19 protein-coding genes are annotated in these 23,771 nt (G+C 55.8%); 4 read left to right on the forward strand and 15 right to left on the reverse strand.

Translation table 11 applies throughout. The features are described from left to right. Positions 1–62 precede the first annotated feature (62 nt). Both EU557_RS04005 and EU557_RS04010 read right to left on the reverse strand, forming a co-directional pair. The gene (locus EU557_RS04005; protein ID WP_135529110.1) at positions 63–863 is read right to left on the reverse strand and encodes an alpha/beta fold hydrolase; all 801 of its coding nucleotides are present in this window, start codon (positions 861–863) and stop codon (positions 63–65) included. Between the two features lie 154 nt (positions 864–1,017). Further along, positions 1,018–1,371: a hypothetical protein gene (locus EU557_RS04010; RefSeq protein WP_135529111.1), complete on the reverse strand. Its 354-nt coding sequence runs from the start codon at positions 1,369–1,371 to the stop codon at positions 1,018–1,020. 131 nt (positions 1,372–1,502) lie between these two features. Between EU557_RS04010 and EU557_RS04015 the strand changes: the two genes are divergently transcribed. Then, entirely contained in the window at positions 1,503–3,698 is a 2,196-nt protein-coding gene (locus tag EU557_RS04015) for a penicillin acylase family protein (protein ID WP_135529112.1), read from the forward strand. Positions 3,699–3,793: 95 nt separating this feature from the next. Here the strand turns inward: EU557_RS04015 and EU557_RS04020 are convergent, their stop codons facing one another. The 6 genes from EU557_RS04020 to EU557_RS04045 form a co-directional block, all read right to left on the reverse strand. Beyond that, on the reverse strand, positions 3,794–5,185 hold the full coding sequence (locus tag EU557_RS04020; RefSeq protein WP_245326157.1) for an alpha-amylase family glycosyl hydrolase: 1,392 nt from the start codon (positions 5,183–5,185) through the stop codon (positions 3,794–3,796). Between the two features lie 64 nt (positions 5,186–5,249). Beyond that, positions 5,250–7,352, reverse strand: coding sequence for a glycoside hydrolase family 97 protein (locus tag EU557_RS04025; RefSeq protein WP_135529113.1), 2,103 nt, complete (start codon positions 7,350–7,352; stop codon positions 5,250–5,252). Positions 7,353–7,453: 101 nt separating this feature from the next. Further along, positions 7,454–8,317: an alpha/beta hydrolase gene (locus EU557_RS04030; RefSeq protein WP_135529114.1), complete on the reverse strand. Its 864-nt coding sequence runs from the start codon at positions 8,315–8,317 to the stop codon at positions 7,454–7,456. A gap of 92 nt (positions 8,318–8,409) precedes the next feature. Continuing rightward, on the reverse strand, positions 8,410–9,369 hold the full coding sequence (locus EU557_RS04035) for an MBL fold metallo-hydrolase (protein WP_135529115.1): 960 nt from the start codon (positions 9,367–9,369) through the stop codon (positions 8,410–8,412). 25 nt (positions 9,370–9,394) lie between these two features. Then, positions 9,395–10,249, reverse strand: coding sequence for a DUF4261 domain-containing protein (locus tag EU557_RS04040; RefSeq protein ID WP_135529116.1), 855 nt, complete (start codon positions 10,247–10,249; stop codon positions 9,395–9,397). A gap of 32 nt (positions 10,250–10,281) precedes the next feature. Next, positions 10,282–10,749, reverse strand: coding sequence for a GNAT family N-acetyltransferase (locus EU557_RS04045; RefSeq protein WP_245326158.1), 468 nt, complete (start codon positions 10,747–10,749; stop codon positions 10,282–10,284). A 116-nt stretch (positions 10,750–10,865) separates the two neighbouring features. On the opposite strand from EU557_RS04045, the gene EU557_RS04050 reads away from it, so the two are divergent. Both EU557_RS04050 and glpK read left to right on the forward strand, forming a co-directional pair. Then, the gene (locus tag EU557_RS04050; RefSeq protein ID WP_135529117.1) at positions 10,866–12,485 is read left to right on the forward strand and encodes a glycerol-3-phosphate dehydrogenase/oxidase; all 1,620 of its coding nucleotides are present in this window, start codon (positions 10,866–10,868) and stop codon (positions 12,483–12,485) included. A 237-nt stretch (positions 12,486–12,722) separates the two neighbouring features. Beyond that, positions 12,723–14,246, forward strand: a complete 1,524-nt coding sequence (gene glpK, locus EU557_RS04055) for a glycerol kinase GlpK (protein WP_135529118.1) — start codon at positions 12,723–12,725, stop codon at positions 14,244–14,246. 75 nt (positions 14,247–14,321) lie between these two features. Here the strand turns inward: glpK and EU557_RS04060 are convergent, their stop codons facing one another. From EU557_RS04060 to EU557_RS04090, 7 genes are all read right to left on the reverse strand, one after another. Then, positions 14,322–15,776, reverse strand: a complete 1,455-nt coding sequence (locus tag EU557_RS04060) for a carbohydrate-binding protein (RefSeq protein WP_135529119.1) — start codon at positions 15,774–15,776, stop codon at positions 14,322–14,324. 464 nt (positions 15,777–16,240) lie between these two features. Then, a complete protein-coding gene (locus tag EU557_RS04065; protein WP_135529120.1) occupies positions 16,241–16,879 on the reverse strand; it encodes a hypothetical protein in 639 nt (212 codons plus the stop codon). A gap of 221 nt (positions 16,880–17,100) precedes the next feature. Then, complete coding sequence (locus EU557_RS04070) at positions 17,101–17,979, reverse strand: ChaN family lipoprotein (protein WP_167855081.1); 879 nt, start codon at positions 17,977–17,979, stop codon at positions 17,101–17,103. A gap of 126 nt (positions 17,980–18,105) precedes the next feature. Beyond that, complete coding sequence (locus tag EU557_RS04075; protein WP_135529121.1) at positions 18,106–19,437, reverse strand: ABC transporter permease; 1,332 nt, start codon at positions 19,435–19,437, stop codon at positions 18,106–18,108. A gap of 42 nt (positions 19,438–19,479) precedes the next feature. Further along, complete coding sequence (locus EU557_RS04080; RefSeq protein ID WP_135529122.1) at positions 19,480–20,436, reverse strand: ABC transporter ATP-binding protein; 957 nt, start codon at positions 20,434–20,436, stop codon at positions 19,480–19,482. Between the two features lie 124 nt (positions 20,437–20,560). Continuing rightward, positions 20,561–21,208 carry a hypothetical protein gene (locus EU557_RS04085; protein ID WP_135529123.1) on the reverse strand — a complete coding sequence of 216 codons (648 nt, stop codon included), beginning with the start codon at positions 21,206–21,208 and terminating at the stop codon, positions 20,561–20,563. Continuing rightward, entirely contained in the window at positions 21,208–21,711 is a 504-nt protein-coding gene (locus tag EU557_RS04090; RefSeq protein ID WP_245326159.1) for an RNA polymerase sigma factor, read from the reverse strand. Before EU557_RS04090 ends, EU557_RS04085 begins: the two co-directional genes overlap by 1 nt. 210 nt (positions 21,712–21,921) lie before the next feature. On the opposite strand from EU557_RS04090, the gene EU557_RS04095 reads away from it, so the two are divergent. Next, positions 21,922–23,673, forward strand: coding sequence for a S41 family peptidase (locus EU557_RS04095; protein ID WP_167855082.1), 1,752 nt, complete (start codon positions 21,922–21,924; stop codon positions 23,671–23,673). The last annotated feature ends 98 nt before the right edge of the window (positions 23,674–23,771 follow it).

Consider the following 23,771-nt stretch of genomic DNA (forward strand, 5'->3'; position numbering starts at 1 on the left):
TATCCGGGGCAGGCCTGTTTGTTTTCCACGGGCCCATTTAGTCACCATACAGGCTGATAGGCCTAGGCTGCCAGAAACATCTCCATGGCCGAGAGCGTTTGGGCGGGGGCACTTAGCTGTGGGCAGTGCCCCGTTACGGGCAACGTTACCAGTAAAGCATCGGGCAAGGCTCCTTCCAAGTACTCACCTACTTCTGGGGGAGCAATGAGATCTTCCTCACACTGCACTACTAAGCAGGGCTGTTGTAAGTTCATAACATCGATCCGGTTATCAGACAAGAACGTGACTCGGGCGAACTGCCGGGCAATGGCGGGGTTAGTCTGGCAAAAGCTATGCGTGAGCTCAGCAGCTAACGAAGGCCGATCTGGGTTACCCATAATAAAGGGGCCAAACGTATCGGCCCACCCTACGTAGTCCGTTTCCATGAACTTTAGCATAGATTCGATATCTGCCCGATCGAATCCGCCATGGTACCCTGCCTGATTAACGTAGCAAGGGGAAGGGCATAGCATCAGTAGTTGTTTGAAGAGGTTAGGCGTAGTGATTGCGGCCAGCATCCCAATCATACTGCCCACGGAGTGCCCAACCAGAATTACGTCATTCAAGTCTAAGTACTCGCAGATTTCAATGAGGTCCTGCGCATAGCCTTGCAGAGAGGCATACTTACTGGGCTCATACGCAGCCGCGGCAGACTGCCCGGCCCCAACGTGGTCGTAGAGCACGAGGGTAAACTGCTCCGGATTGGAAAAGGCCGGGGTGATATAGCGCCATATACTCTGATCACAGCCAAACCCATTCACGAATACCATTGTCTGCGGGCCTTGGCCTAACACGTGCACATTATTCCGTTGTAAAACCTGCATATAATTCCACTGAACATTAAGATCAACCAGCGAAATAGTTACAAATTTTATAACAAAAATTCTAGCGCGTATCAAAACAGGACACCTATACTCCTGCTGCTATCTGGTTTCGCGTATTAGCTCTGTACTCTCTCAATTTGAGAAGTGAACAGTACTACACTTTGGTGGGGCTTAGCAGCTCGATAACAGCCGTAGGGTTTTCTACCTCAATTATCAGTTCATCATATTCGTCGTGTTCAAGCTCGATAATCAGGGCATTTTCAGCGTGGTGCACGTCCCAGAAAATGCGTTTGTCTTGCTGCAAGAAAGTGCCCGCCGCAATGATGCCCGGAATGTGTGTGCCGGGAGCTCGAAAGCCTTTCCACCACCCTTTCAGAACCTCTGGGTCTTGGCGGATGCTCTTGATGTGGCCTAGCGGAATCTGCAGTTGATTTTTGAACGCCCAAAGCTTGTGCAAGCCCTTTACTTGGAACAAGACGTTGTCGCCGTCCTTGGCTACTTCGACCATGATACTTTGTTGTATTGAAGCGATAAAAGATATTGGCGGTAAGTTAGTGTTTCGGCCCGATCAGCTAGCATCTCTTGTGGCTGCTGAATATGCAGAAGCTCGAAATGCTACTTCCACTCTTCTTTCTTCCGATGCGTTCCTTCTTACCCCTAGGCCTCTTGCTGACAGCAGTAGGCGCGCAAGCCCAAACGTTTACTCCCACTGAAATAGCCCGCTGGCAGCAGCAAGCCAAGCAGGTCATCATTACCCGCGACAACTGGGGTGTGCCGCACGTGCAGGGCAAAACCGACGCCGACGCGGTATTCGGCCTGCTCTACGCGCAGTGTGAAGACGATTTCCCGCGGGTAGAAACGAACTACCTCGACGCCATTGGGAGGCTGGCGGAAGTAGAAGGCGAATCAGCCATTTACCATGACTTGCGGGCCCGCCTGTTCATGGACAGCACCCAGGCCATCAGCATCTACCAGAAAAGCCCGGCTTGGATGAAGCAGTTGCTGAATGCCTTCGCGGATGGCACCAACTACTACCTCTACTCCCACCCCACCGTGAAGCCCCGGTTGCTGCGCCGCTTTCAGCCCTGGATGCCGCTCATGTTCAGTGAAGGCAGCATTGGCGGCAATATCAGCGTGGTACCCTTGGAGCGGCTAAAGAACTTCTACGCCAACCGTAAGTCTACCTCCTGGCAGCGGCCCGACTTCGAGCAGGCCGAGCGGGAGCCGGTGGGCTCCAACGGGTTTGCCATTGCCCCGGCCAAAAGTGCCAGCGGCCACGCCCTGCTACTTATTAACCCACACACCTCGTTCTACTTTCGTCCCGAGGTGCAGGTAACCAGCGAGGCCGGCCTGAACACCTACGGCGCCGTGACCTGGGGGCAGTTTTTTGTGTACCAGGGCTTCAACCAAACCTGCGGCTGGATGCACACCTCCAGCCAGGCCGACTCCATGGATGAGTACCTGGAGACCATTGAGAAGAAAGATGGGAAGTACTACTACCGGTATGGCAAGAAGCTGCGCCCGGTGCAGGTGACTACCGTCTCGATTCCTTACCTGCAGGATGGTAAAATGGTGCGAAAAGAGTTTACCACCTACCGCACCCACCACGGCCCTGTGGTAGGCCAGCAGAGCGACAATAAGTGGGTGACCGTGCGTATGATGGATACGCCGCTGGAAGCCCTGGAGCAGTCGTACTTGCGCACTAAGGCCACCGACTACGCCAGCTTCAAGAAGACCCTTAAGCTCAACGGTAACGCCTCTAATAACACGGTATTTGCCGACAACAAAGGCACCATTGCCTACTGGCACGGCAACTTTATGCCCCGCCGCGACCCGCAGTTTGACTGGAGCCAGCCGGTAGATGGCAGCAACCCCAAAACCGACTGGAAAGGCCTGCATAAGCCCAACGACATAGTGCAGGTGATGAACCCAGCCAGCGGCTTCATTCAGAACTGCAATTCTACTCCTTACACCGTATCGGGGCCTAGCAGCCCTAGCAAAGCCAAGTACCCCACCTACATGGCCCCCGATGCGGAGAACTACCGCGGCATCAACGCTGTGCGTGTGCTCAGCCGCAAACCCATGTTCACGCTTGATACGCTGATTGCCGCCGCTAAAGACCCTTACTTGGCAGGTTTTGAGGAGCTGATTCCAGCGCTAGGCAAGGACTTCCAAAGCGTGACCGATGGCCCCAACCCGCCACAGGGGGAGTTGCTAGAAGCTATGAAGCAACTGCAGGCCTGGGATAAGCGCTACAGCAAAACCTCGGTAGCCCAGACACTGGCTACGTATTGGGGAGAGCGAATATTGCGCCTGAGCCGTCCCCGGGTGCCCGCCAACCAGGTGCTGGACTACATCAGCCTTGTCAAGTTCACCATCGCCAATACCACACCTCAGGAGAAGGTAGCGGCCCTGCAGGAAACCCTCGATGAGCTTACCCGCGACTTCGGCACCTGGCAAAAGCCTTGGGGCGATGTGAATCGCTTCCAGCGCCTCACCGGCAACATCCAGGAAACCTACGATGACCAGAAGCCCAGCCTGCCGGTAGCCTTCACCTCCTCTGCCTGGGGCTCGTTGGCCGCCTTTGGCTCCCGCTCCTACCCTGGCACCAAGAAGCGCTACGGCAGCGTAGGGAACAGCTTTATTGCAGTGGTGGAGTTTGGCCCACGGGTTAAAGCCCGCTCCGTACTAGCCGGCGGTAACAGCAACCAGCCCTCTTCTCCGCACTTCACCGACCAAGCAGGCCTATATGCCGAGGAAAACTTTAAGGATGTGCTCTTCTACCCCGAAGACGTGAAGCAGCATGCCGAGCGAACGTACTCGCCGGGGCAATAGTGGCCTAGGGTCAATAGAAGCAAGAAGCCCCAGCCATACGGCTGGGGCTTCTTGCTTTACCGGCTGCTCCAAACAGGGCTATACAACTGGCTTTTTTATTTTTTCAACACCCTATAGCTATAGGCAGGCAAGGTCATCCGGTTGCTTAGCGTTACGGAGCCGCCTTGCAGCGCATCCGTCCAGGTAGCATTCGCTAGTGCGGGAGGCACGTTGTATTGGGTGGCGCTGTTGCGCACATTTACCAGTACTAACACCTGCTCATTGCCAGCAGTTTTGGTGAATGCGCACACATCGGGGGCGTTATAATCGGTGGTGGTGCCGTGCTGCAGAGCGGGGCTTTTGGCCCTGATGGCCAGCAATTGCTTGTAGGCCTTCGTCACGCCGGGCTTCGCGCCCCAATTGATTTTCACGGAAGTAAATGGAAACGGAATAGCTGTGGTCATGCCTGCTTCCTGCCCGTTGTAAATCATCGGCACGCCTTTGTAGAGAGAGGCAATAACGAAGGCGGACATAGCCCCAGCCTCGCCGCCGAACAAGTATTCAGGAGTACCGTCGGAGCCGTTGACGTCGTGGTTGGTGGTAAAGCGCACCACTTGCTGAGTACCGTCGGCGCCTACGTATTCTTTGTTGTTGAGCCCATTGAAGGAGGACACGGGCTTGCCGCGGCGGTATACATCCCAGAACCCACCGTAAAACTCTGAGCCGAAGTTATAGTCAAAGCCGGCGGAGAAGTTGGCGTTGCGGGCACCTTCGGCCAGTAACAGCAGCTTGTGCGTTTTGATGTTGCGCAGAGAATCTACCGTCTGCTTCCAAAAGCCAACCGGCGGTCCATCGGCGTAATCGAACCGGAATCCATCCACGTTGGCCGTGTACACCCACGACTTGATAGCGTCAATCATGGCTAGGCGCATGGGGGGGCTGGCAAAATCCAGTTGGGCCACATCCGTGTAGTTCGTATTGGGCGGGCTCTGAATAGCGCCGGCAGCATTACGCAAGTACCAATCGGGGTGCTGGGTAATCCAGGCGTTGTCCCAGCTGGTGTGGTTGGCTACCCAATCCAGCATTACGCTCAGGCCCCGACTGTGCGCCCCGTCTACTAAAGCTCTTAGGTCGGTGAGGGTACCAAACTCTGGATTCACGGCCAGATAATCCTTCACGGCGTAGGGCGAGTTGACTCCCTTCACCGTCCCAATCGGGTAGATTGGCATCAGGTACACCACATTCGCGCCCAGCGCTTTAATGGAGTCGAGCCGGGCCGTTACGCCCGCAAAGTTGCCGCCTTGGCTAAAGGCCCGCATGTTTACCTGATAAATCACTGCATCCTCGCGGTTGGGCACGCCGGTAAACGGAGTACCATATTGCGTAGGCCTAGCGGGGGCCGGCGTCGGCGTTGGGTCTACCTGAGGGTCAGACTTGCAGTTAGTGAGCAGCCCAACCGCCAGAACCGCCATCAGGCCTTTTTGAAAAGCACTTTTAAGGAAATACACGTTGTAAGATTAGGTAGAAATGATAGGTAGGAAACGATGTTGTGGCCTAGGGCAGTAGTGTAAGTTACTTAAGCGGCTTAATGCTTACCGCCGCACCACCGCCGGGAGCAAGCTGCAACTTCAGTGTGGTTTTGCTATCTACTTTCTGCTTGCGGATCTGGTAGGCCTGCGGGTTCTTGTCCCAGGAGGCGCCTTTACCGTCGGCGTAGATGGTGGCTTCGTACTTGGTGCCGGGCGTTAGGAAGTCGAGCTTAACGGTTTGGGTGCGGGCGTTTTCGTCGGTGATGGAGCCCAGGTACCACTCCTCCTTGCCTTTAGCTTTGCGGGCGGTGGTAATGTAGTCGCCGGGTTCGGCTAGCAAAATGCGCGTGTCGTCCCAATCCACGGCTACATCCTTGATGAACTGGAAAGCGTCGGGGCGCTGCTCGTAGGCCTCAGGCAAGTCGGCGGCCATTTGCACGGGGCTATACATCGTCACGTAGAGGGCGAGCTGCTTAGCAAGCGTAGTGTGTACCTGCTTGCCCTGGTTGCGCTCGGGGTTCCAGCCTTCCAGCTTGATCTGGAAGATGCCGGGCGTGTAGTCCATGGGGCCGCCCATGAGGCGGGTGAAGGGCAGAATGGTTTCGTGCTCGGGCGGGTTACCGGTGCTCCAGGCGTTGAACTCGTTGCCGCGGGCCGCTTCCGAGGCTAGCCAGTTCGGGTAGGTTCGGTGTAGGCCAGTCGGGCGCACCGACTCGTGCATGTCCACCATGATCTGGTTTTCGCCGGTTTTCTGGGCGGTGCGGTTGTAGTGGTTCACCATCCACTGGCCATCGTGGTGCTCCCCGCGCGGGATGATCCGGCCCACGTAGCCAGTTTTCACGGCGTCGTAGCCATACTGCTTCATGAAGCGGTAGGCAGCATCCTGCCGGCGCTCGTAGTTGGTGACCGAGGAGCTGGTTTCGTGGTGCATCATCAGCTTCACGCCCTTGCTGGCGGCGTAGGCCTGTAGCTCCGGCACGTTGAAATCGGGGTACGGCGTCACGAAGTCGAACACCTCTTCCTTCCAGTTATTGGCCCAGTCTTCCCAGCCCACGTTCCAGCCTTCTACCAACACGCTGGCTAGGCCATGCTTGGCGGCGAAGTCGATGTAGCGCTTCACGTTGGCGGTATTGGCGCCGTGGTGGCCGTTGGATTTCAGCTTGCTCCAGTAGGTGCCGGCCAGCTTGATGTTGCTGGTATCTGCGTAGTTCCAGCTGGCTTTGTTCACGTGCATCTCCCACCACACGCCCACAAACTTCTGGGGCTTAATCCAGTCGGTGGTGGCGAAGGCAGTAGGCTCGTTCAGGTTCAAGATGAGTTTGCTGGCCAGCACTTCGGGTGCTTTGTCGCTGACCACGATGGTGCGCCAGGGCGTGTGCTCGGGCGCCTGCAGGTAGGCAGCCGCGCCAGTGGCGGAGGGCACCAGTTGGCTGCTCAGCCCAAAACTCTTGGTGTCCACGTTCAGCATCATAGCCGGGTAGTTCACCAGCGCCGCCTCGTGAATATTCACGTATAGCCCGTCGTCGGACTTGAGCATGAGTGGCGTTTGGATGCGCTGGGGGGCGGCCTTTAGCTGAATAGGCTCAATGGGCGTGGTATTTACCTCGCTCAGGCGCGTGGTGCTGTAGGCGTATTCATTAGAGTCATAGTCGCCCGGAATCCAGAAAGCTTTGTGGTTGGCGGGCAGGTTGAACTCGGTTTTCTCCTCCTGCACCACGAAGTAGGTCAGGCCGGGCTGCTGGGGAAACTCGTAGCGGAAGCCTAGGCCATCGTCGTAGAGGCGGAAGCGCACCACCAGGCGGCGGCCGTTGTTGGCAGGTTGCTGCAGCGTTACGGCCAGTTCCTTATAGCGGTTCCGAATCTGCTTCACCTCACCCCACACGGGCACCCAGGTATCGTCGTGCTGACTGGAATCGATTTTCGCAATGGTCAGGCCCTTGTCAAGTGCCGGCTGGCCCTGCAGCAACATGCCGAGGCGGCTGGGCTTCAGTACTGGCCTAGCGCCAAAGCGGAGCTGGTAGGTTGGCTCGCCGCTGGGGCTGAGTTGGAAGCTGAGGGTGAGCTTGTTGCTAGGTGAGTGAACGGTTTGCGCCTGGGCACCAACACCCAGTAAACCAGCCAACAGCAGAAAAGAAAGTTGTTTCATAAACGGGGCAGGAATGAATAAGGAAAGATACGCTGCCACTTTCCACGCCTGCTAGGCCAGTGTTGCCCGCTACTAGTTTTGTATTACCCAATGCCGAGCCCCTATTTCGCCTTCTTATACAGCGTTTCAAACGCTTTGTATACCGCCCTGTGCAGAATAGTAGCATGCGTTTCCTCGGGCAATGGGACGTACTCTATGCGGCTCACTCTGGCGGGAGTAGCACGTAGGGTCGCAACCATAGTCTCCGTGGCTTTCTTCATTTCAGGGCCTTCGTTACCGAGGGCTACGAACACGTTGGCGGGCGCGGCCTTGGAGGATTGCTTGAGCAACCCGGGAGCCTGCGCTACCAGCGATTCATCGTCCCACCACAAGCTGGGGCTGGCAATGATGTACGTATTGAACAGCGTGGGCTTTTTCAGTAGCACTTCCATCGCAAACAACCCGCCCAACGACTGGCCTATGATGGTCTTTTGCCCATTGGTGCGGTAGGTTTTCTCCACGTAGGGCTGCAAATCCTGCTCAATAAAGCGCATAAAGGCCGCCGACTTACCGGTAGTTGGATAGTCCTTTAGATCCTTTGCATTGTGGGTTGGAAAGGTAAAGTCGCGCCGTCTATCCACGGTTGCAATGCCGACTACGATGGACTTCGGCAGCACATCAATCCAAGGAAAAGTCAGGTACTGCACTAGGCCTACAATGTGAATGAAGTCTTCATCGGCAGAGCCATCCAGCAGGTAAATCACGGGGTACTTCACTTTCGGATCGGCATCATACCCCTCCGGCAGATAGATATTGAGCACCCGCTCTTCGTTTAGCTGCACCGATTTAATACGGTCGATGTGGCCTAGCACGAAGGGCTCGCGCTTCGGCGGCTGACTTTGCGCGTGAGCTGATGGTGCTGTGAGAAGTAGCAAGAGCAGCACGCTATAGCTCAGAGCTGATTTGCAGAGGTTGGATAAAAGCATGCGGCTAAGCTAGTGCAGAAACAATTCTGAACGTCATGTATCAACTAGTTCCCCATGATGTTCTGTTACTATCCCCTATCTCACAAACCACTTCAAAATTCCAACCGTCGCCCCTGCTCCGGAAAGACCAATTTCACTTGAAGCTTATTCTCCTCAGTGAGCTGCTTGTTGATGAGGGCCTCGTTGCCGGGGGAGGGCTTGAGGTGAGTGATGACAACGGGCAGCCCGCGCAACGCGGCCGGACCGGCCAACTGGCCTAGCGCCTCTAGTTCCTGCATCAATAGGGCCGGCGTAAGGTGGCCGAACAGCTGCTTCTCCGGCTGGGAGTTGGGGTAGGAAGCTTCGATGAAAATGGCCTTTAGCTGTCGCGCTTTAAGCAGCGGCTGCACGGCCTGCCACACCGTGCGCAGGTTCTGGCTTTGCTCCACGGCATCGGCGCCAGTATCGCCGAGATAGAGCAGATAGCTGCTGCCGCTGCGCACCAGGAAAGCCGCGCTTTGGTAGGGCTTGCCGTGGCTGAGCGCAAACGCCTGCACCTGGAGGGGCGTGTTTTCGATCGTTGTTTCTTGTTGGGGCACCAGCTCCCGCAGCTGGTATTTCTTCAGAGCTGGCGGGTTGCCACCATCGCCGAAGTTCGGCCAGGCCCGCCAGTTGAAGTAATCGTTTTGAATAGTGGTGAGGCAACTCTGAAGGCCATATATGCTTTTCGGCGTATCATCGGGGGCATTGAGGAGCAGACCAGCCACATGATCGAGGTGAGCGTGGGAAATCAGGTAGGCCTTAATCTGATTGCGTACTACCTCCCCAGCGGGCCCTGAAAATACTTTGTTGCTGATGGCCTTTTCGACGCCGCTGTACACGGTTCCCGCATCGAGGCAAACATAGGAACTGCTAGCCGCTGGAGCTACCAGATAGGCCGAGAGGTTGCTTTCCTGTAGGCCACCTTTCACGCCCAGCGGCACGACGGTAAAGCTGGGCTGGGCGACGGCGGGTAAGGCAAGCAGCCACACCCAACACAACATGAGCACCCTTTTAACTACTACTTGCTTCATCTAGGATACTATTACCTCATCGGAATTAAGCCGGCTGTATAGTAAGCACCAGCCGATCTGGCGCTACCATAGAATCCTGTCGTTCACATTTCCACTTAGAACCTTGCTGCAACCCCTGGATTGTGCTTCCATCGGTAATCACGTCTCCTTTGTTATACGTGTAGTACGCATAACTCCAAAGCAGCGACCCTACCGCTGATGGGTCCAGATCAGTAAAACGAATCTGAAAATCGGGAAGGCCTAGCAGGTGCATTCCAACGGTATCCATCACAGTCTCACCTGCTGAACCATTGCTGACATTGAACAACCGCACGTTTACTAAACTGTGCAGTGTACTCCTACCATTGGCTTCCCAAGAATCCATCAAATCGTTAGGTGCAATGAGTTTCTGTGCCCCAACTGAGTGAATAGCCTGCGGCCGTGTTGCTTTGGTTACGGCTACGAGGAACTGCATGAATAACTCAAGCCTGGATTTATAATCCAGTTGCCGAGTCATAAAATCAGAAAGTAGTACCTCGTAGCGGCAGGCAGCAGCAGTTTCAGCAGCTTCTTCCCAATGCCAGTTTTGCTGCAGTGCTTCTTCAGGCATTTTTACACCCGCCTTGTCTTTATCAGGAAAGAATATGGTGCATTGGGCGGCCACTTCTCCATCCGTAAAAGAAACCTTCGTGTTGGGAAAGAAGAACAACATCGATCCATCTAGATCTGGACTGTCTACGCTTTGAAAGGATTTTTTAAGCTCTGTTACTATGGCCTGCTTGTCGAACACAGGCGCCTCCGCAAATAGCAACTTAGCCGTGAGCATTTGTGGAAAGTTGGCGTCTTGCGGCTCTGGCTCTGAACGCTGGCCTTTCGCTTTCAAAAAATCGAAGATTCCCATCTCTATTCTGTGTTAGTCGTATTTATTCGCCCTTAATCAGCTAGCCTCTTTTTGCCTTTCCACTCTCCTACCGTCATTTCAAATCGGGCTTCCCCGCTCTTGGTCCGGCCGGTATCCTGCCAGCCTTGGCGGCGGTAGAATTCTTCGGCGTGGGTACCGGGGGCGGTACTGAGCCAGATGGTTTCGGAGGTTTGATCGAAATACCAGTCGAGCATCAGATCATGCAGCCGTTTGCCGATACCCTGCCCGGCAAACTCAGGGTGCACGAAAAGCGCCCAGATGCTGTGGCCTAGCACATCGGCAATGGCAAAGCCTACGATAGTGCCATTCACTTCGCATACCCAACCTTTGCCGCGCTGGGTAAGGTAGTTGATGTAGTCTTGTTCCGTTACCTTATTAGGGTTAGACAATCGGTTTTCCTGCACCGAGAGCCTCACTATGCTGAGCTGCGGAATATCTGCTACCTGTGCCTCGCGGAATAGCATGAGAAGTGCGTTCATACGACGTTGTTGCAGCTTGCCAGCTACTGAAAACGGCTGAAATTATCTATTTCCGCGGCAATCCGTTGAGGTAGTAGAGTGACTTAGGCCATTGAGCCGGGTTTACTACCTCATCTATGCAGCAAGCCCCACCCGAACTTCATTTCCAGCGCGAGCACCTTCTGCAGCAGCTTAGCACGCAACCCCTCTGGGATCTTCTCGTGATTGGCGGTGGCGCCACTGGCCTAGGCATAGCCCTCGACGGCGCTAGCCGAGGGTACACAACGCTACTGCTAGAGCAGGTAGACTACGCCAAGGGTACCAGCAGCCGCAGCACCAAGCTGGTACACGGAGGCGTCCGCTACCTCGCCCAAGGCGACGTAGGACTAGTGCGCGAGGCGTTGTATGAGCGGGGCCTGCTCCTAAAGAATGCGCCCCACCTCGTCAAGAACCAGGACTTTATCATTCCGAACTACGACTGGTGGGGTGGCCCATTCTACACCATCGGGCTTAAGATGTACGATCTGCTGGCCGGCGAACTGAGCCTGGGAGCCTCGGTGCACCTGAGCAAGGAAGAAACTCTGCAGCGCCTAAGTAATATCAAAGCCCAAGGCCTGCGCGGCGGCGTGCTCTACCACGATGGGCAGTTTGATGATGCCCGCCTGGCTATCAACCTGGCGCAAACAGCCATTGAGCAGGGTGCAGTATTGCTTAACCACTTCGGGGTGCACGGGCTAGTGAAAGACGCACTAGGCCAGGTTACGGGCGTAACAGCTACCGACGAAGAAACCGGTGCTACGTACGAGCTGCGAGCAAAAGCCGTGGTTAATGCCACTGGCATTTTTGTAGATGACATCCTGCAGATGGATCAGCCGGGTGCCCGCAAGCTGGTGCGGCCCAGCCAGGGCGTGCATATAGTGGTGGAGAAGTCGTTTCTGCCCGGCGACGATGCGCTGATGATTCCTAAGACCGAAGATGGTCGGGTGTTGTTTGCAGTACCGTGGCACGGCCGCGTGGTATTGGGCACCACGGATACTCCACTCAACGAACACAGCCCGGAGCCCCAAGCTCTGGAGGAAGAAATCGAGTTCATTCTGCGCACCACGGCCCAATACCTCACCCGCGCCCCCCAACGCAGCGACGCGCTCAGCATCTTCGCAGGTCTGCGGCCTCTGGCGGCACCACAAGGCGGCTCTGAGAAGACCAAGGAGATTTCGCGCAGCCACAAAATCCTCGTTTCAGAAGCTGGTCTTATTACCATCACGGGCGGTAAATGGACGACCTACCGCCGCATGGCCCAGGATACGGTAGATCGGGCTATTGCCCTCAGTAAGCTGCCCCTCGCCCCCAGCCCAACCGCCCACCTGCCCATCCACGGCGCCCAGCCCACCCCCGACCACAGCAGCCATCTCTACGTGTACGGCTCTGACCTACCAGCCCTGCAGCAACTCATAACCGAGCGCCCCGAGCTAGGCCAGAAGCTGGATAAAACCCTAGAATTCCTGCAAGCTGAAGTAGTATGGGCTGCCCGCCACGAAATGGCCCGCACCGTGGAAGACGTACTAGCCCGGCGCGTGCGCGTGCTGTTCCTAGATGCCCGCGCCGCTCTGCGTATGGCTCCAACAGTAGCCGCGTTGTTAGCCCAGGAACTCGGTAAAGACCAGCAGTGGCAACAGCAGCAAATAGATGCGTTTACCGCGGTGGCTCAACATTATATCTTGAAAGATAAACCGGCAGGCAAGCTAGGACTGGCCTAGCTCGATTACTCTTGAACGTCATGCTTCAGACGTGCGGACGATGTAGAGACACATACTTGTGTCTCGGCGCGTGCTGATGTTGTTTAGCTAGCGTCGTTCTAGGCCAGTAGTTCCAGCGTTATCGTTCAACGACGAGACACAAGTATGTGTCTCTACATAGTCAGTATGCGAGATGTCTCGACAAGCTCGAGATGACGGCTACTGTTAACAATTTCTCCACCTCTACCCCATTTCCTAATGCCGCAATACATCCTTGCTCTCGACCAAGGTACGACCAGTTCCCGCGCTATTCTGTTCGATAAGAAAGGCCGCATCGTGGCGCAGGCGCAGAAGGAGTTCACCCAACTATTTCCCAAGCCGGGCTGGGTAGAGCACGACCCACTGGAAATCTGGTCGACGCAGGCGGGCGTGGCGGCGGAGGCGACGGTGAAGGCCGGCAAGAATGGCAAGAGCATTGCCGCCATCGGCATTACCAACCAGCGCGAGACGGTTGTAGTCTGGAATCGCAAAACCGGCAAGCCCCTCTACAACGCCATTGTGTGGCAAGACCGCCGCACTGCCGAGTATTGCGACCAGCTGCGCGCCGAAGGCCGCGAAGAACTGATCAGAAGCAAGACTGGCCTACTACTGGATGCGTACTTCTCGGCCAGTAAAGTGAAGTGGATCTTGGATAATGTGCGCGGAGCCCGCAAAAAGGCTGCGGCTGGTGAGTTGGCGTTTGGCACCGTGGATAGCTGGCTGATCTGGAACTTCACCCAAGGCGAGCTGCACGTCACGGATGTTACCAATGCCTCCCGCACCATGCTCTTCAACATTCATACGCTGCAGTGGGACGAGGGGCTGCTAGGCCTGTTCGATATTCCGCGGAGCATGCTGCCCGAGGTGCGGCAGTCGAGCGAGGTATACGGCGAAACCAAAACCACCGTCTTCGCCTCCAAAATCCCGATTGCGGGCATTGCCGGCGACCAGCAGGCGGCCTTGTTTGGGCAGCTGTGTACGCACCCCGGCATGGTCAAAAACACTTACGGCACCGGCTGCTTCATGCTGATGAACACCGGCTCAACGCCCAAAGCCTCGCACAACAACCTCCTGACTACGGTGGCCTGGCAACGCAACGGGCAGGTAGAGTATGCCCTGGAGGGTAGCATTTTCATGGCGGGGGCCGTGGTGCAGTGGCTGCGTGATAACCTCGGCATCATTAAAACCTCAGCGGAGGTAGAACAGCTGGCTAAGCAGGTCAGCAGCACGGAAGGGGTGTACTTCGTGCCGGCCTTTGCTGGGTTGGGAGCTCCCTACTGGGACCCCTATGCCCGAGCCACCATCTTTGGGATGAGCCGGGCCACCACGGCGGCGCACATAGCGCGGGCCGCCGTGGAGTCAATCGCCTTTCAAACCATGGACGTGCTCAATGCCATGAAAGCCGACTCTGGCCTGCCCATTGCGGAGCTGCGCGTAGACGGGGGTGCCTCGGCTAATAACCTGCTCATGCAGTTTCAGGCCGATGTGCTCAATACGAAAGTTACTCGCCCGCGCATGACCGAAACTACGGCGCTGGGCGCTGCTTACTTGGCCGGCTTAGCGGTGGGCTACTGGGAAAGTGTGGAGGGGCTGCAGGCCCTAGGCCAGTCCGACACCTCGTTTAGCCCCAAAGCCACCCAGCCTGGCGTTCAAGCCAGGATTGAGAGCTGGCACCGGGCGGTGCAGGCGTTACGGGTGTGGTCTCAAGCGCCACCCGCCACTGCTGAGCCTTCTACGCCCTAATAAACGCAAGTGGGCACTGCCAATCTCATTGACAGTGCCCAGCAAATAGCTCAGAAAGACCGCCCTACGGACGCGTTATTTGATGAAGCGTTGCGTGAGCTGCTGCTTATCAGTGGTAGTAAGCGTAATTTGATACACCCCCTTCTTGAGCGCCGATACGTCAATGCTTTCCGACTGCAGCTGACCGCTGCTGACGGTCCGCCCAACGGCATCTACAATCTGGTAGTGGCTGCCCGCTACTTGCGCGTTAGTTTGAATGCGCAGGTTGCCATTTTCCACGGGGTTTGGGTACACCTGTAGGCCAGTAGCCCGCTGGTTAGCCGACTCTGTGCTCACCACCGATGCCGTTTGGGTGGCAGTCAGGGCAGTAGTAGCGGCCTTGATAATCCGAATCCAGTTTAGGTTCCAGCCGCCGGTTTGGGCAAACACCCCGAAGTTGTAGGTGCCGGCATTCACATTTACCGTCTTGGAAACGGTAGTCCAGTTTTGCCAGCCGCCGGTGGCGGGAATGGCCGTATTGCCGAGCTGAATGGCGCCCGCGTTCAAATCCGACGACAGGGTGCCGCCGCTGGGGCTAGCCACGCGGTACTCTATGGTATAAGCGCCCGAGGTGGGGAAATTGATGTTGCTGTAGGCCATCCAGTCGCCGGCATCAACGTAGGCCACGTTCTGGCCGCCGCCCGTGTCAGAGCAGGCTTCGGTTTGCACGCCGTTCATGGAGCTGTACGACTCGGCCTGAATGGTGGTGGACGAGGTAGTAGGAGGTGGCGTAGAGGTCAGCTGGTACACCCGCACGTAATCGACGTACATGGTAGCAGGCAGCTTGCTTTCATCCACGGTCTGGCCAGGCCAGTTGCCAGCAACAGCCAGGTTCAGCAGCAGGAAAAAGGGGCGCTGGAACTCCTCGGTGCTACCCGTGCCGTTGGCAATGCTGATTTCATGGTACTTGGTGCCATCCACAAACCACTTGATGGCGTTGGCATCCCACTCAATGGAATACACGTGGTAGTCTTGGGGCGTGGTGATGATGTTGCCGCCGTACTCAGCATGGCCGTTGCTGTCCCAGTGCACGGTGCCGTACACCTTGTTTTCAGCGTTGATGTGCTCCATCACGTCAATCTCGCCGCAGGCCGGCCAGCTTACAGTGTTAATGTTGGAGCCCAGCATCCAGAAGGCGGGCCACAGCCCCTGGCCTAGCGGGAGCTTCATACGGGCCTCAATTTTGCCGTATTTAAACTCCTTTAGGCCCTGCGTTTTCATGCGGGAGGAAGTGTAGGGCATGCCGCCCACATTTTCCTTCTTGGCCGTAATCTGCAGAATACCATTTACCACAGTAGCGTTGGCGCGCTGGTAGTACTGCTTCTCATTGTTGCCCCAGCCGCCTCCGCCGGTTTCAAATACCCAGCTGGAACTGATGCCTGTGTTAAACTCATCGGCCCATACCTGCTGATAGGTTTGGGCGTCGGCCTTGTGGTGGCCTAGCAGTGCCAGGGCGGCTGCGCCCAGCGTAGTTAGTAAGAACTTTTTCATGGTGTTTTGGTGGGTATTGGTGGAAAGAACTAGAGCGGGGCAAAGCAATAGGCAAGGGCAGAAACGACAACGGCCACCCCTGGGGGCAGCCGCTTTTCGCTTCATTAGTCCATACCACAACTACTCTCGGATGAGCCTCCTCAATCAAAACTGAAATACGGCGGAGCAGTAGAAGTAGAGTTCGGACGATAGGCAGACGAAAGGCGGTTAGAATACCCTAACATACGCACTTTGTTGCCCTGAGTCTAGTTGCAAAACCCTTGTAAATGCCTGCAAACGACTTTTTCAGCTACTGCCAATACACTTAGCACACACGTAACCCTAAGCTTAATCAGGCAATCAGCTTTGCTCACTAGCCTGAAAGCTTAGAGGTAGCAACGGTTAAAAAACACTGAAAAAAGTTATGCCTTACTGGTTATTTCCTATGATATATAGGCAACCGGCTACCTAAGCTCAACCGTTTTTTAGTCGAAGCTGAAGGGATACTGAATTGCCGTGAGGTCTTGCCGGAGCTGTTCCCAGTCAGGTACGTGTTTGGTTATAGCCAGCACCAATTCACGGCTGAGCGTTTCGCCGGCATATACCTGCCGGACGGCCTCCAGGGAGATGCCGCTTTCCGGTAGGGTTTCTGGCTCATAATACTCCTGGGCCCAGGCTATATAAGTTTGCGGGTCGCCGTCGAAAATGCCCAGCATCTCATCGGAGCCGTCTTCGTCGGTGGTAAGCTCGCCAGTTTGCCACTCGCCTTGCTCATTCGTCCAGAGGCAGAAGGTGGTGCCGATGGAGTTCACCGGCTCCCCAAAGATGAACTCATGGTAGATAGCCGGTAACCCACGGGTTACGTCCTCTATCACTGGCTCATCGAACCCTTCGCCGTACCCGTTAATCACGCAGCCATCGGGGCGGAAGAGCACCAGCATTTGGTCGCCTTCTCCATCGTTCATTTCAAACGACTCTTCCCCCTCCCCCCATTCTGGGTTGTATGAGTAATAGCGGTATTCCCATTCCGGCGAAACAATAGCATCGAGAGCGGCTACGGCCTTGGCAATGCGCTGCAAGGTCTCTCTATCTGGAAGGTCGGCGTAATTCTGCGTCGAAAGCATGGTGATGAAGATTGGTAAGGGATACTTTCTACGCCTAGGCCACTTGAATTGGTACAGTGGCGTATGGTGCTACTCTGGGTGCTACCTAAAAAGGCTTGCTGTTATTCCGAGCATGTGGCGCATCAAGCCAGGGACGAGGAACCTGCGGAGTGGCCTAGAAGCCCCGCCAGCTTACTCCTTCGTCGGAATAACAGTAACTCCGTCTCGCTCTTTAACTACTGCTAATACGTCCGGGTCATGTCCTGGGGCACTGCCAGCACGAAATCAGCCTTTTGCTCATTCTCTTTGTCCAGCTTCCCTAGTTGCTCCTGCAGCACGGTGCTGATGGTGAGTACGCGAAGCTTCGGATTGATTTGGCGCAAGTAGGCTAGAATACCATCGTGGTTATCGGAGTGGTAGCTGCCGTTGAGGTGGAGCAGGAGATGCCCTTCCGGACGGCCCTGGTTTAGGAAGTGAGCCATGGTGGCATCTTTAAGGGCCTGGGCCTGAATGATGTTCTGGACGCCTGCGGCGTGGGCAGCATCACCCCCAAACATTTTCGCCATGTTCTTATAACCGGGTAGCTCATAGTCAACGGTGAGGGGCAACGGCATCAACCAAGCCTTTTCTTCCGCGGGTAAGTCATTTAACGCCGTGAGGCTGCCCTTTGCCACCTGCGTGGCGTAGCGGCGCGGCACGTTGGTGCCTATCACTCGGAACTTCTGCTGTTTGGCCAGCTGCACCAGGGGCTTATAGTCGGTGGTGTAGTTAGGCCAGGGGCGGCTCTGCTCCTCAAACTCCTTATCGGTTAACTCGCCGGTGGTGTATTGGTCTACCAGCGGCTGCACGTCGCGCTCAAACATCTCTAGGCCTAGTACCACCTGCCCCTGCTTCAGGCGCAGCAAATCTTTGGTGAGCTGCAGCTCCAGCCAATGGGCAATGGGGTCATTGTGCTGCTCGCCAAAGAACACCACATCGGCCGCGGCCAGCTCCTTCAGCATCTTGTCGTAGGCCACCGCTTTGCCGGCGGCCGTGAACAGGCGGTAGGCAGGTTTATCATCCTTCATCGTAAAGCTGAGCAGCAGGGAAAGCAACGGGAGCAGCAGGAATTTTCTGATCATCTGGCAAAAAGCAAAGCATACCGGCCTTGTAAACCGGCGGCGAAAGGTAGCACAAAGCCCTGGCGGCTGCAGTACAACAGCTACCAGGGCTTTCTGCGTTCAGTACTCAATCAGTCGGATACTGGCCTAGCCTTTATAGAAAAGCCACTTCGAGAGCTCCCCATACGTTACTTTCTTGCCGTACATCAGAATACCCACGCGGTAGATGCGGCCGGCCAGCCAAATGGTACCCAAGAACCCGGCAATCAGCAAGAGCATCGACAGGCCTAGCTGCCACATGGGCACTCCCCCGAAGGGCAAGCGCATCATCATGGCAATGGGCGAGGTAAACGGAATCATCGACATCCAGAATGCTACCTGTCCGTTGGGGTTGGTGGTGAGGGTAGCCTGGGCCACCACGAAAGTGAGGACAAGGGGCATGGTCACGGGCATCATGAACTGCTGAGTATCCGTTTCGCTATCCACGGCCGAGCCGATGGCCCCGAACAAGGCACCGTAGAACAGGTAGCCGCCCAGGAAGTAGAACAGGAAACAGCCGGCAATCAACCCGAAGTTAAGGTCAGCTTCTTTGAATGCCTTCACAATTTCGTTGCCCTCCGATTTGGTGCTTTTGGCTTGCACCGTGGCAGTGGCACCAGCAGCGGCATTCACCCGCTCCACGCGATTCTGCACAATTTTGTCGGGGCTGACAGAGCCTGCAATGGCAGAAGTGATGCCAAACGACAGAACAACCCATAAGGCTAGTTGCGTGAATCCTACTCCGGCAATGCCCAGCACTTTACCCATCATCAGCTGGAAGGGTTTAACTGAAGAAATAACCACTTCCACAATGCGGTTGGTCTTCTCCTCCATCACCCCGCGCATAATCTGAATGCCGTAGATGAAGATGAACATGTAAATCAGGAAACCGCATGCGTAGGCCACTCCGGTGCTTACACCAGTGCTGGAGCTCCGCTCTCCATCTTCACTCAAACTAATGGTTTTCAGGCTCACGTCGGCCTTCATAGTCTTCAGCACGGCTTGGTCGAGGCCGGCGTTTTTAAGGCGCTGGGCCTCTACTGCATTTTCAACGGAACGCTCAATATCCCGTTGCAATGACATGCCCAGGCCCTTGCGCGAGAATACCTGAAACCCATCGGGCTTAGCTATATCCAGCTTAGGCACGTACAGCAGGGCGTCGTACTTAGCTTTGTTGAACTCAGCCTTAGCAGTAGGCAAGTCCGCCGACACACGCTTAAACGTGATATCGTTCTGGGCTTCGGGCAGCTTGTCGGCGAACAACCCACCGGCGTCGGCCACGGCCACCACCTTGTCCTTGTCCGACAGGGTAGCGATGAGCACGGGCACGGCAAAAATGCCGGCCGTGAGCAGCGGCCCCAGCAACGACATAATCAGAAAGCTCTTTTTGCGCACCCGGGTCAGGTACTCGCGCTGCGCAATCAACCAAATTTTAGACATGGTAAAGGATAGTTTCAGATGCAGAAGGAAAAGTGGCTCGCGCTAGGCCAGGGCGGTATCGGTTTCGGGCACGTAGTCAGGCTGAGTTTCGCGCACCCGCCGGATAAAGATGTCGTTGATGCTGGGCACTAACTCCCGGAAGGCATGCACCTCCACACTGCCGGCCCCAATGAGGTAGCGCAACAGGTCATTGGGGGTGGTGCCGCCGTGCAAGCGAATAATGTCGTAGAAGTGGCCGTTTTCGCGCTCTTGGTGCTTGAGCACTTCAAAATCGGGGTGCATCACCATCAGGCGGCCCTGGCCTTCTACCTCGTAGGTCTGGGCACGGTAGGCGTCGCGGACCTCGCGTACGGAGCCATCGAGCACCTTGCGGCTGCGGTTGATAAGGGCAATATGGTCGCACATTTCCTCCACCGACTCCATGCGGTGGGTTGAGAAGATGATGCTGGTGCCCCTGCTGCGCATGGCCAGAATCTCGTCCTTGAGCAAGTTGGCGTTGATGGGGTCAAAGCCAGAGAAGGGCTCGTCGAGAATCACCAACTCAGGATCATGCACCACGGTGGCAATAAACTGCACCTTCTGCTGCATGCCTTTGCTTAGATCCTCAATGTTCTTTTCCGACCAAGATTTGATATCGAAGCGCTCCAGCCAGCCCTTGATTTTCTGCCGGGCTTCGTCCTTGCTCAAGCCTTTGAGCTGGGCCAGGTACATGAGCTGCTCCCCTACCTTCATTTTCTTGTAGAGGCCGCGCTCCTCAGGCAGGTAGCCGATGCGCCCAATGTGAGAGGGGTTCAGCCGCTCGCCCCGGAACAATACCTCGCCCGCGTCGGCCCCGGTTATTTGGGTGATGATGCGGATTAGGGAAGTTTTACCGGCGCCGTTGGGGCCCAGCAGCCCGAAAATGGAGCCCTCTGGCACAGACAGGCTCACGCCGTCGAGGGCGGTATGGGCGGCGTACTGCTTGCGCACGTCGCGCACTTCGAGGATAGGTGGTTTCACAGCGGAAAGGCGAATTAGTTGTGTATGTAATATTACAGGAACCCGATAAAGCAGGCATACAAATTCCAACCAACCGGCAGAATACTAGCCTGAACTGTCATAAACCTGGCCTGAACGGCTTTCTCTAGGCCTCTAGCTCGCGTAGGGCTCCTTCCAGTTGGTCGAGGTAGCGGCCGTAGCGGCGCTGCTGCTTGGCCTTGCCCACGGCAAACAGCGCCATTAGCAAAAGCGCAAGCCCAATGCAGCCCAAAACGAACACCGTAACGCTCCGGCCCCAATGTTCGGCTCCAGGACTCAGGTAAGCCAGCAGCTCTGCGTGCGTCTTGTACAAAAACAATACGCACACCACTAGCAGTACCCCAATGCCCATCATCCAACTCGTGCGCAACACTTGACGCAGCTTATGGGAAGTAGTTTTCAGCTGATTGTAGAGGTCAGTGCTGCTGTCTTCCATTTGTCGCACCAGCTGCAGGCGCCGGTACATAGACGCCGCCAGCATTACCAGCAACGCCGCTACTAGTCCCACAAACATGAAGCGTGTTTCGGTAGTGAGGCTCTTCCGGTTGACGATGTTGAGAACGTTGAAAAGATTCAGAAACAGAATAGGAATGCTAAGCTTCATATCCCGCTGAACATTTTGCTTTAGTTGGGCAATAGGTCCGGTGGTGCGTTGGGCTAACATAGCGCGTAAAATCTGTTCAGTGGTTTCGGGAGTAGGTACCGGGTCCGATGGCTGCTCCTGCCAGCGGCGGCGGAAATTATCGAGTTCCATTAGGCAGGTTGGGTTAGCAAGTGGCGAAGCTTGTCTTGCACGCGGTGCATTTTCACGCGCACATTGTTTTGGGTGATACCCAGGATGTCGGCCATTTCTTCGTAGGTGCGCTCTTCCAGGTACAGCAGTACGAAGGCTTTTTCCACATCCGAGAGCCGCTCAATGGCTTGGTACAACTGGCCTAGATCTTCGGCATCGGGGCCCGTGTCGAGCGGCGGGGCCACATCCGGTACGGTATCACCGAAGCGCTCAGCTACTGGCCGGCGAGTGCGCTGGCGCAGGTTGGAAATGGCCACGTTCAGGGCTACGCGGTAGAGCCAGGTGCTGAACTTGGCGCGGGCCTCGTACTGCGGATAAGCCCGCCACAATTGCAGCACAATCTCTTGGTACAGGTCCTGGCGGTCGTCGGGATCAGCGCAGTACATCCGGCAGATGCGCTGCAGCATCGGCTGGTGCGCTTTTACCTGGGACACGAACGGCTCGGCAGAGGATAGCGTTGGCACGGCGAGGAGGAGAGGAAGGCAAAGTACACTCCATATGTCGGCAGTCTAGGCCAGTCATTACAGCCGCGCCAGAAATTATTTTTACTGTTCTGTAGCAACACTTTTTCATTGGCCTAGCGCCAACTAATTTTCCTGGGCCAGCCAACTGTCTCTGCTGGTTGCGCATCTCACTACCAGATGCAGTTACACGTATTCATCCAGCCTATTTTTATGCCCATTTTTTCGCGAGCAGGCCTACTCAGTGGCCTAGGTATGCTGCTAAGTCTGGCAGCTCAGGCGCAAACCCCGGCAGCCCCTAAGGAGGCCCCCGTTTACAAGGCTTCGCTTGACACTGCATTCCAGAAAGGCTCCGGACTTGTCTTATCTAAACTAACAGCCCAGCAGCTCGAAAACCTGACAGCGCTAGGCCAGGTGTGGGGCTTCGTGAAGTACTATCATCCGGTGGTGGCCGCAGGACAAGTTGACTGGGACAAAGAGTTGTTTCGGGTGTTGCCAGCCGCCTTGGCTAGCCGTACTACAGCCGAGCGAAGTGCCTTGTTAGGGCAGTGGATTGCGAAGCTTGGTCCCGCTGCGCCGTGCGCTACCTGCGCCAAACGACCCGCATTACCGGTGCGCCAGGAGCCCGATTTAGTGTGGCTAACAGATAACAGGCTCTACACCGCTGAACTTCAACAGCAACTAGACTACCTAAAACACAACCGGAACCAAGGCTCCCATTACTATGTGGCTGAAGGCAATGTCTTGAGCCCTGGTTTCACGCACGAAGAGGCCTACGCCACGCACACCTACCCCGATGCTGGTTTACGCATTCTGGCCTTGTTCCGCTACTGGAACATGATTCAGTATTTCTTTCCATACAAATATGCCATCGGAGAAAACTGGCAACAGGTGCTACCCGAGTTTCTGCCGCAATTCGTGGAAGCCCCCAATGCGCTCCAGTATCGATTAGTAACTCTACGTTTGTTGGCCCGCATCCACGATGGCCATGCCACCCTCAACCCCGATGCTACACTGGACCAGTACATGGGCGCTTATATTGTGCCGGCTGCGGTCAAGTTCATCGATAGGCAAGCTGTGGTGCTCCGGGTGCGACAGGATGGCCTGTTACCTCGTCCTCCGCTGGAACCCGGCGACATTCTCACGCATATTGATGGGGTATCGGTAGTAGATATCGTGAAGCAACGCCTACCTCTCACGCCTGGCTCCAATGAAGCGGGCCAGTTGCGAATGCTAGCCTCTGACCTACTCCGTGGCAACACCGACCAAACGCAGCTACAACTCTTGCGCGCCGGAAAGCCACTGACGGTGTCGGCCCCACGGTATTTGCTGGATAAGCTGCCCCCGGTGCGCCCTCAGCCCGCTGATAGTGCTTACCGCTTCTTGAAGCCAGATATCGGGTACCTGACGATGGCGAAAACCAAGCAGCAACAACTACCTACCATCTTCCGCACATTCAAGAACACCAAAGGCTTGGTGGTTGACATCCGGAATTATCCCACGGATTTTTCTGCAACGCAGCAGCTGCCGGGCTATTTTCTTACAAAGCCCAAGGCATTCGCGAAGTTTGCCAAATTTGATATCAGCTACCCCGGCCGCTTCCTGCGGTTCTCGAGCAAATTCCTGAAACCAATTGGCACACCATATACGGGCAAGCTGATAGTCCTCGTAGATGAGACCTCTATTAGCTTGGCTGAGTATACGGCAATGGCCTTACGCGCTACTCCACATGCCATTATTCTGGGTAGCCCTACTGCTGGTGCCGATGGAGATGTATCTCGCATTGTACTGCCTGGTAATTTGGTAACCCGCATCAGTGGTACCGGCGTGTATTACCCCGATGGCCGCGAAACCCAACGTATCGGCATTGTCCCCGATGTTCAGCTGCGCCCCACTGTGCAAGGCATCAGAGAAGGCCGTGATGAACTGTTAGAGAAAGCACTTGAACTGATTGATAAGGGCTAGGCCACTCCGCACTAAGGCGTTTGGCTTACAAGCAAATAGCCCGCTTTCCTCTGTTGGAAAGCGGGCTGTTTTTTCTTGAAACGAAATCCGATGAATCC

The sequence above is a fragment of the Hymenobacter wooponensis genome, from assembly GCF_004745865.1.
Lineage (GTDB): Bacteria > Bacteroidota > Bacteroidia > Cytophagales > Hymenobacteraceae > Hymenobacter > Hymenobacter wooponensis.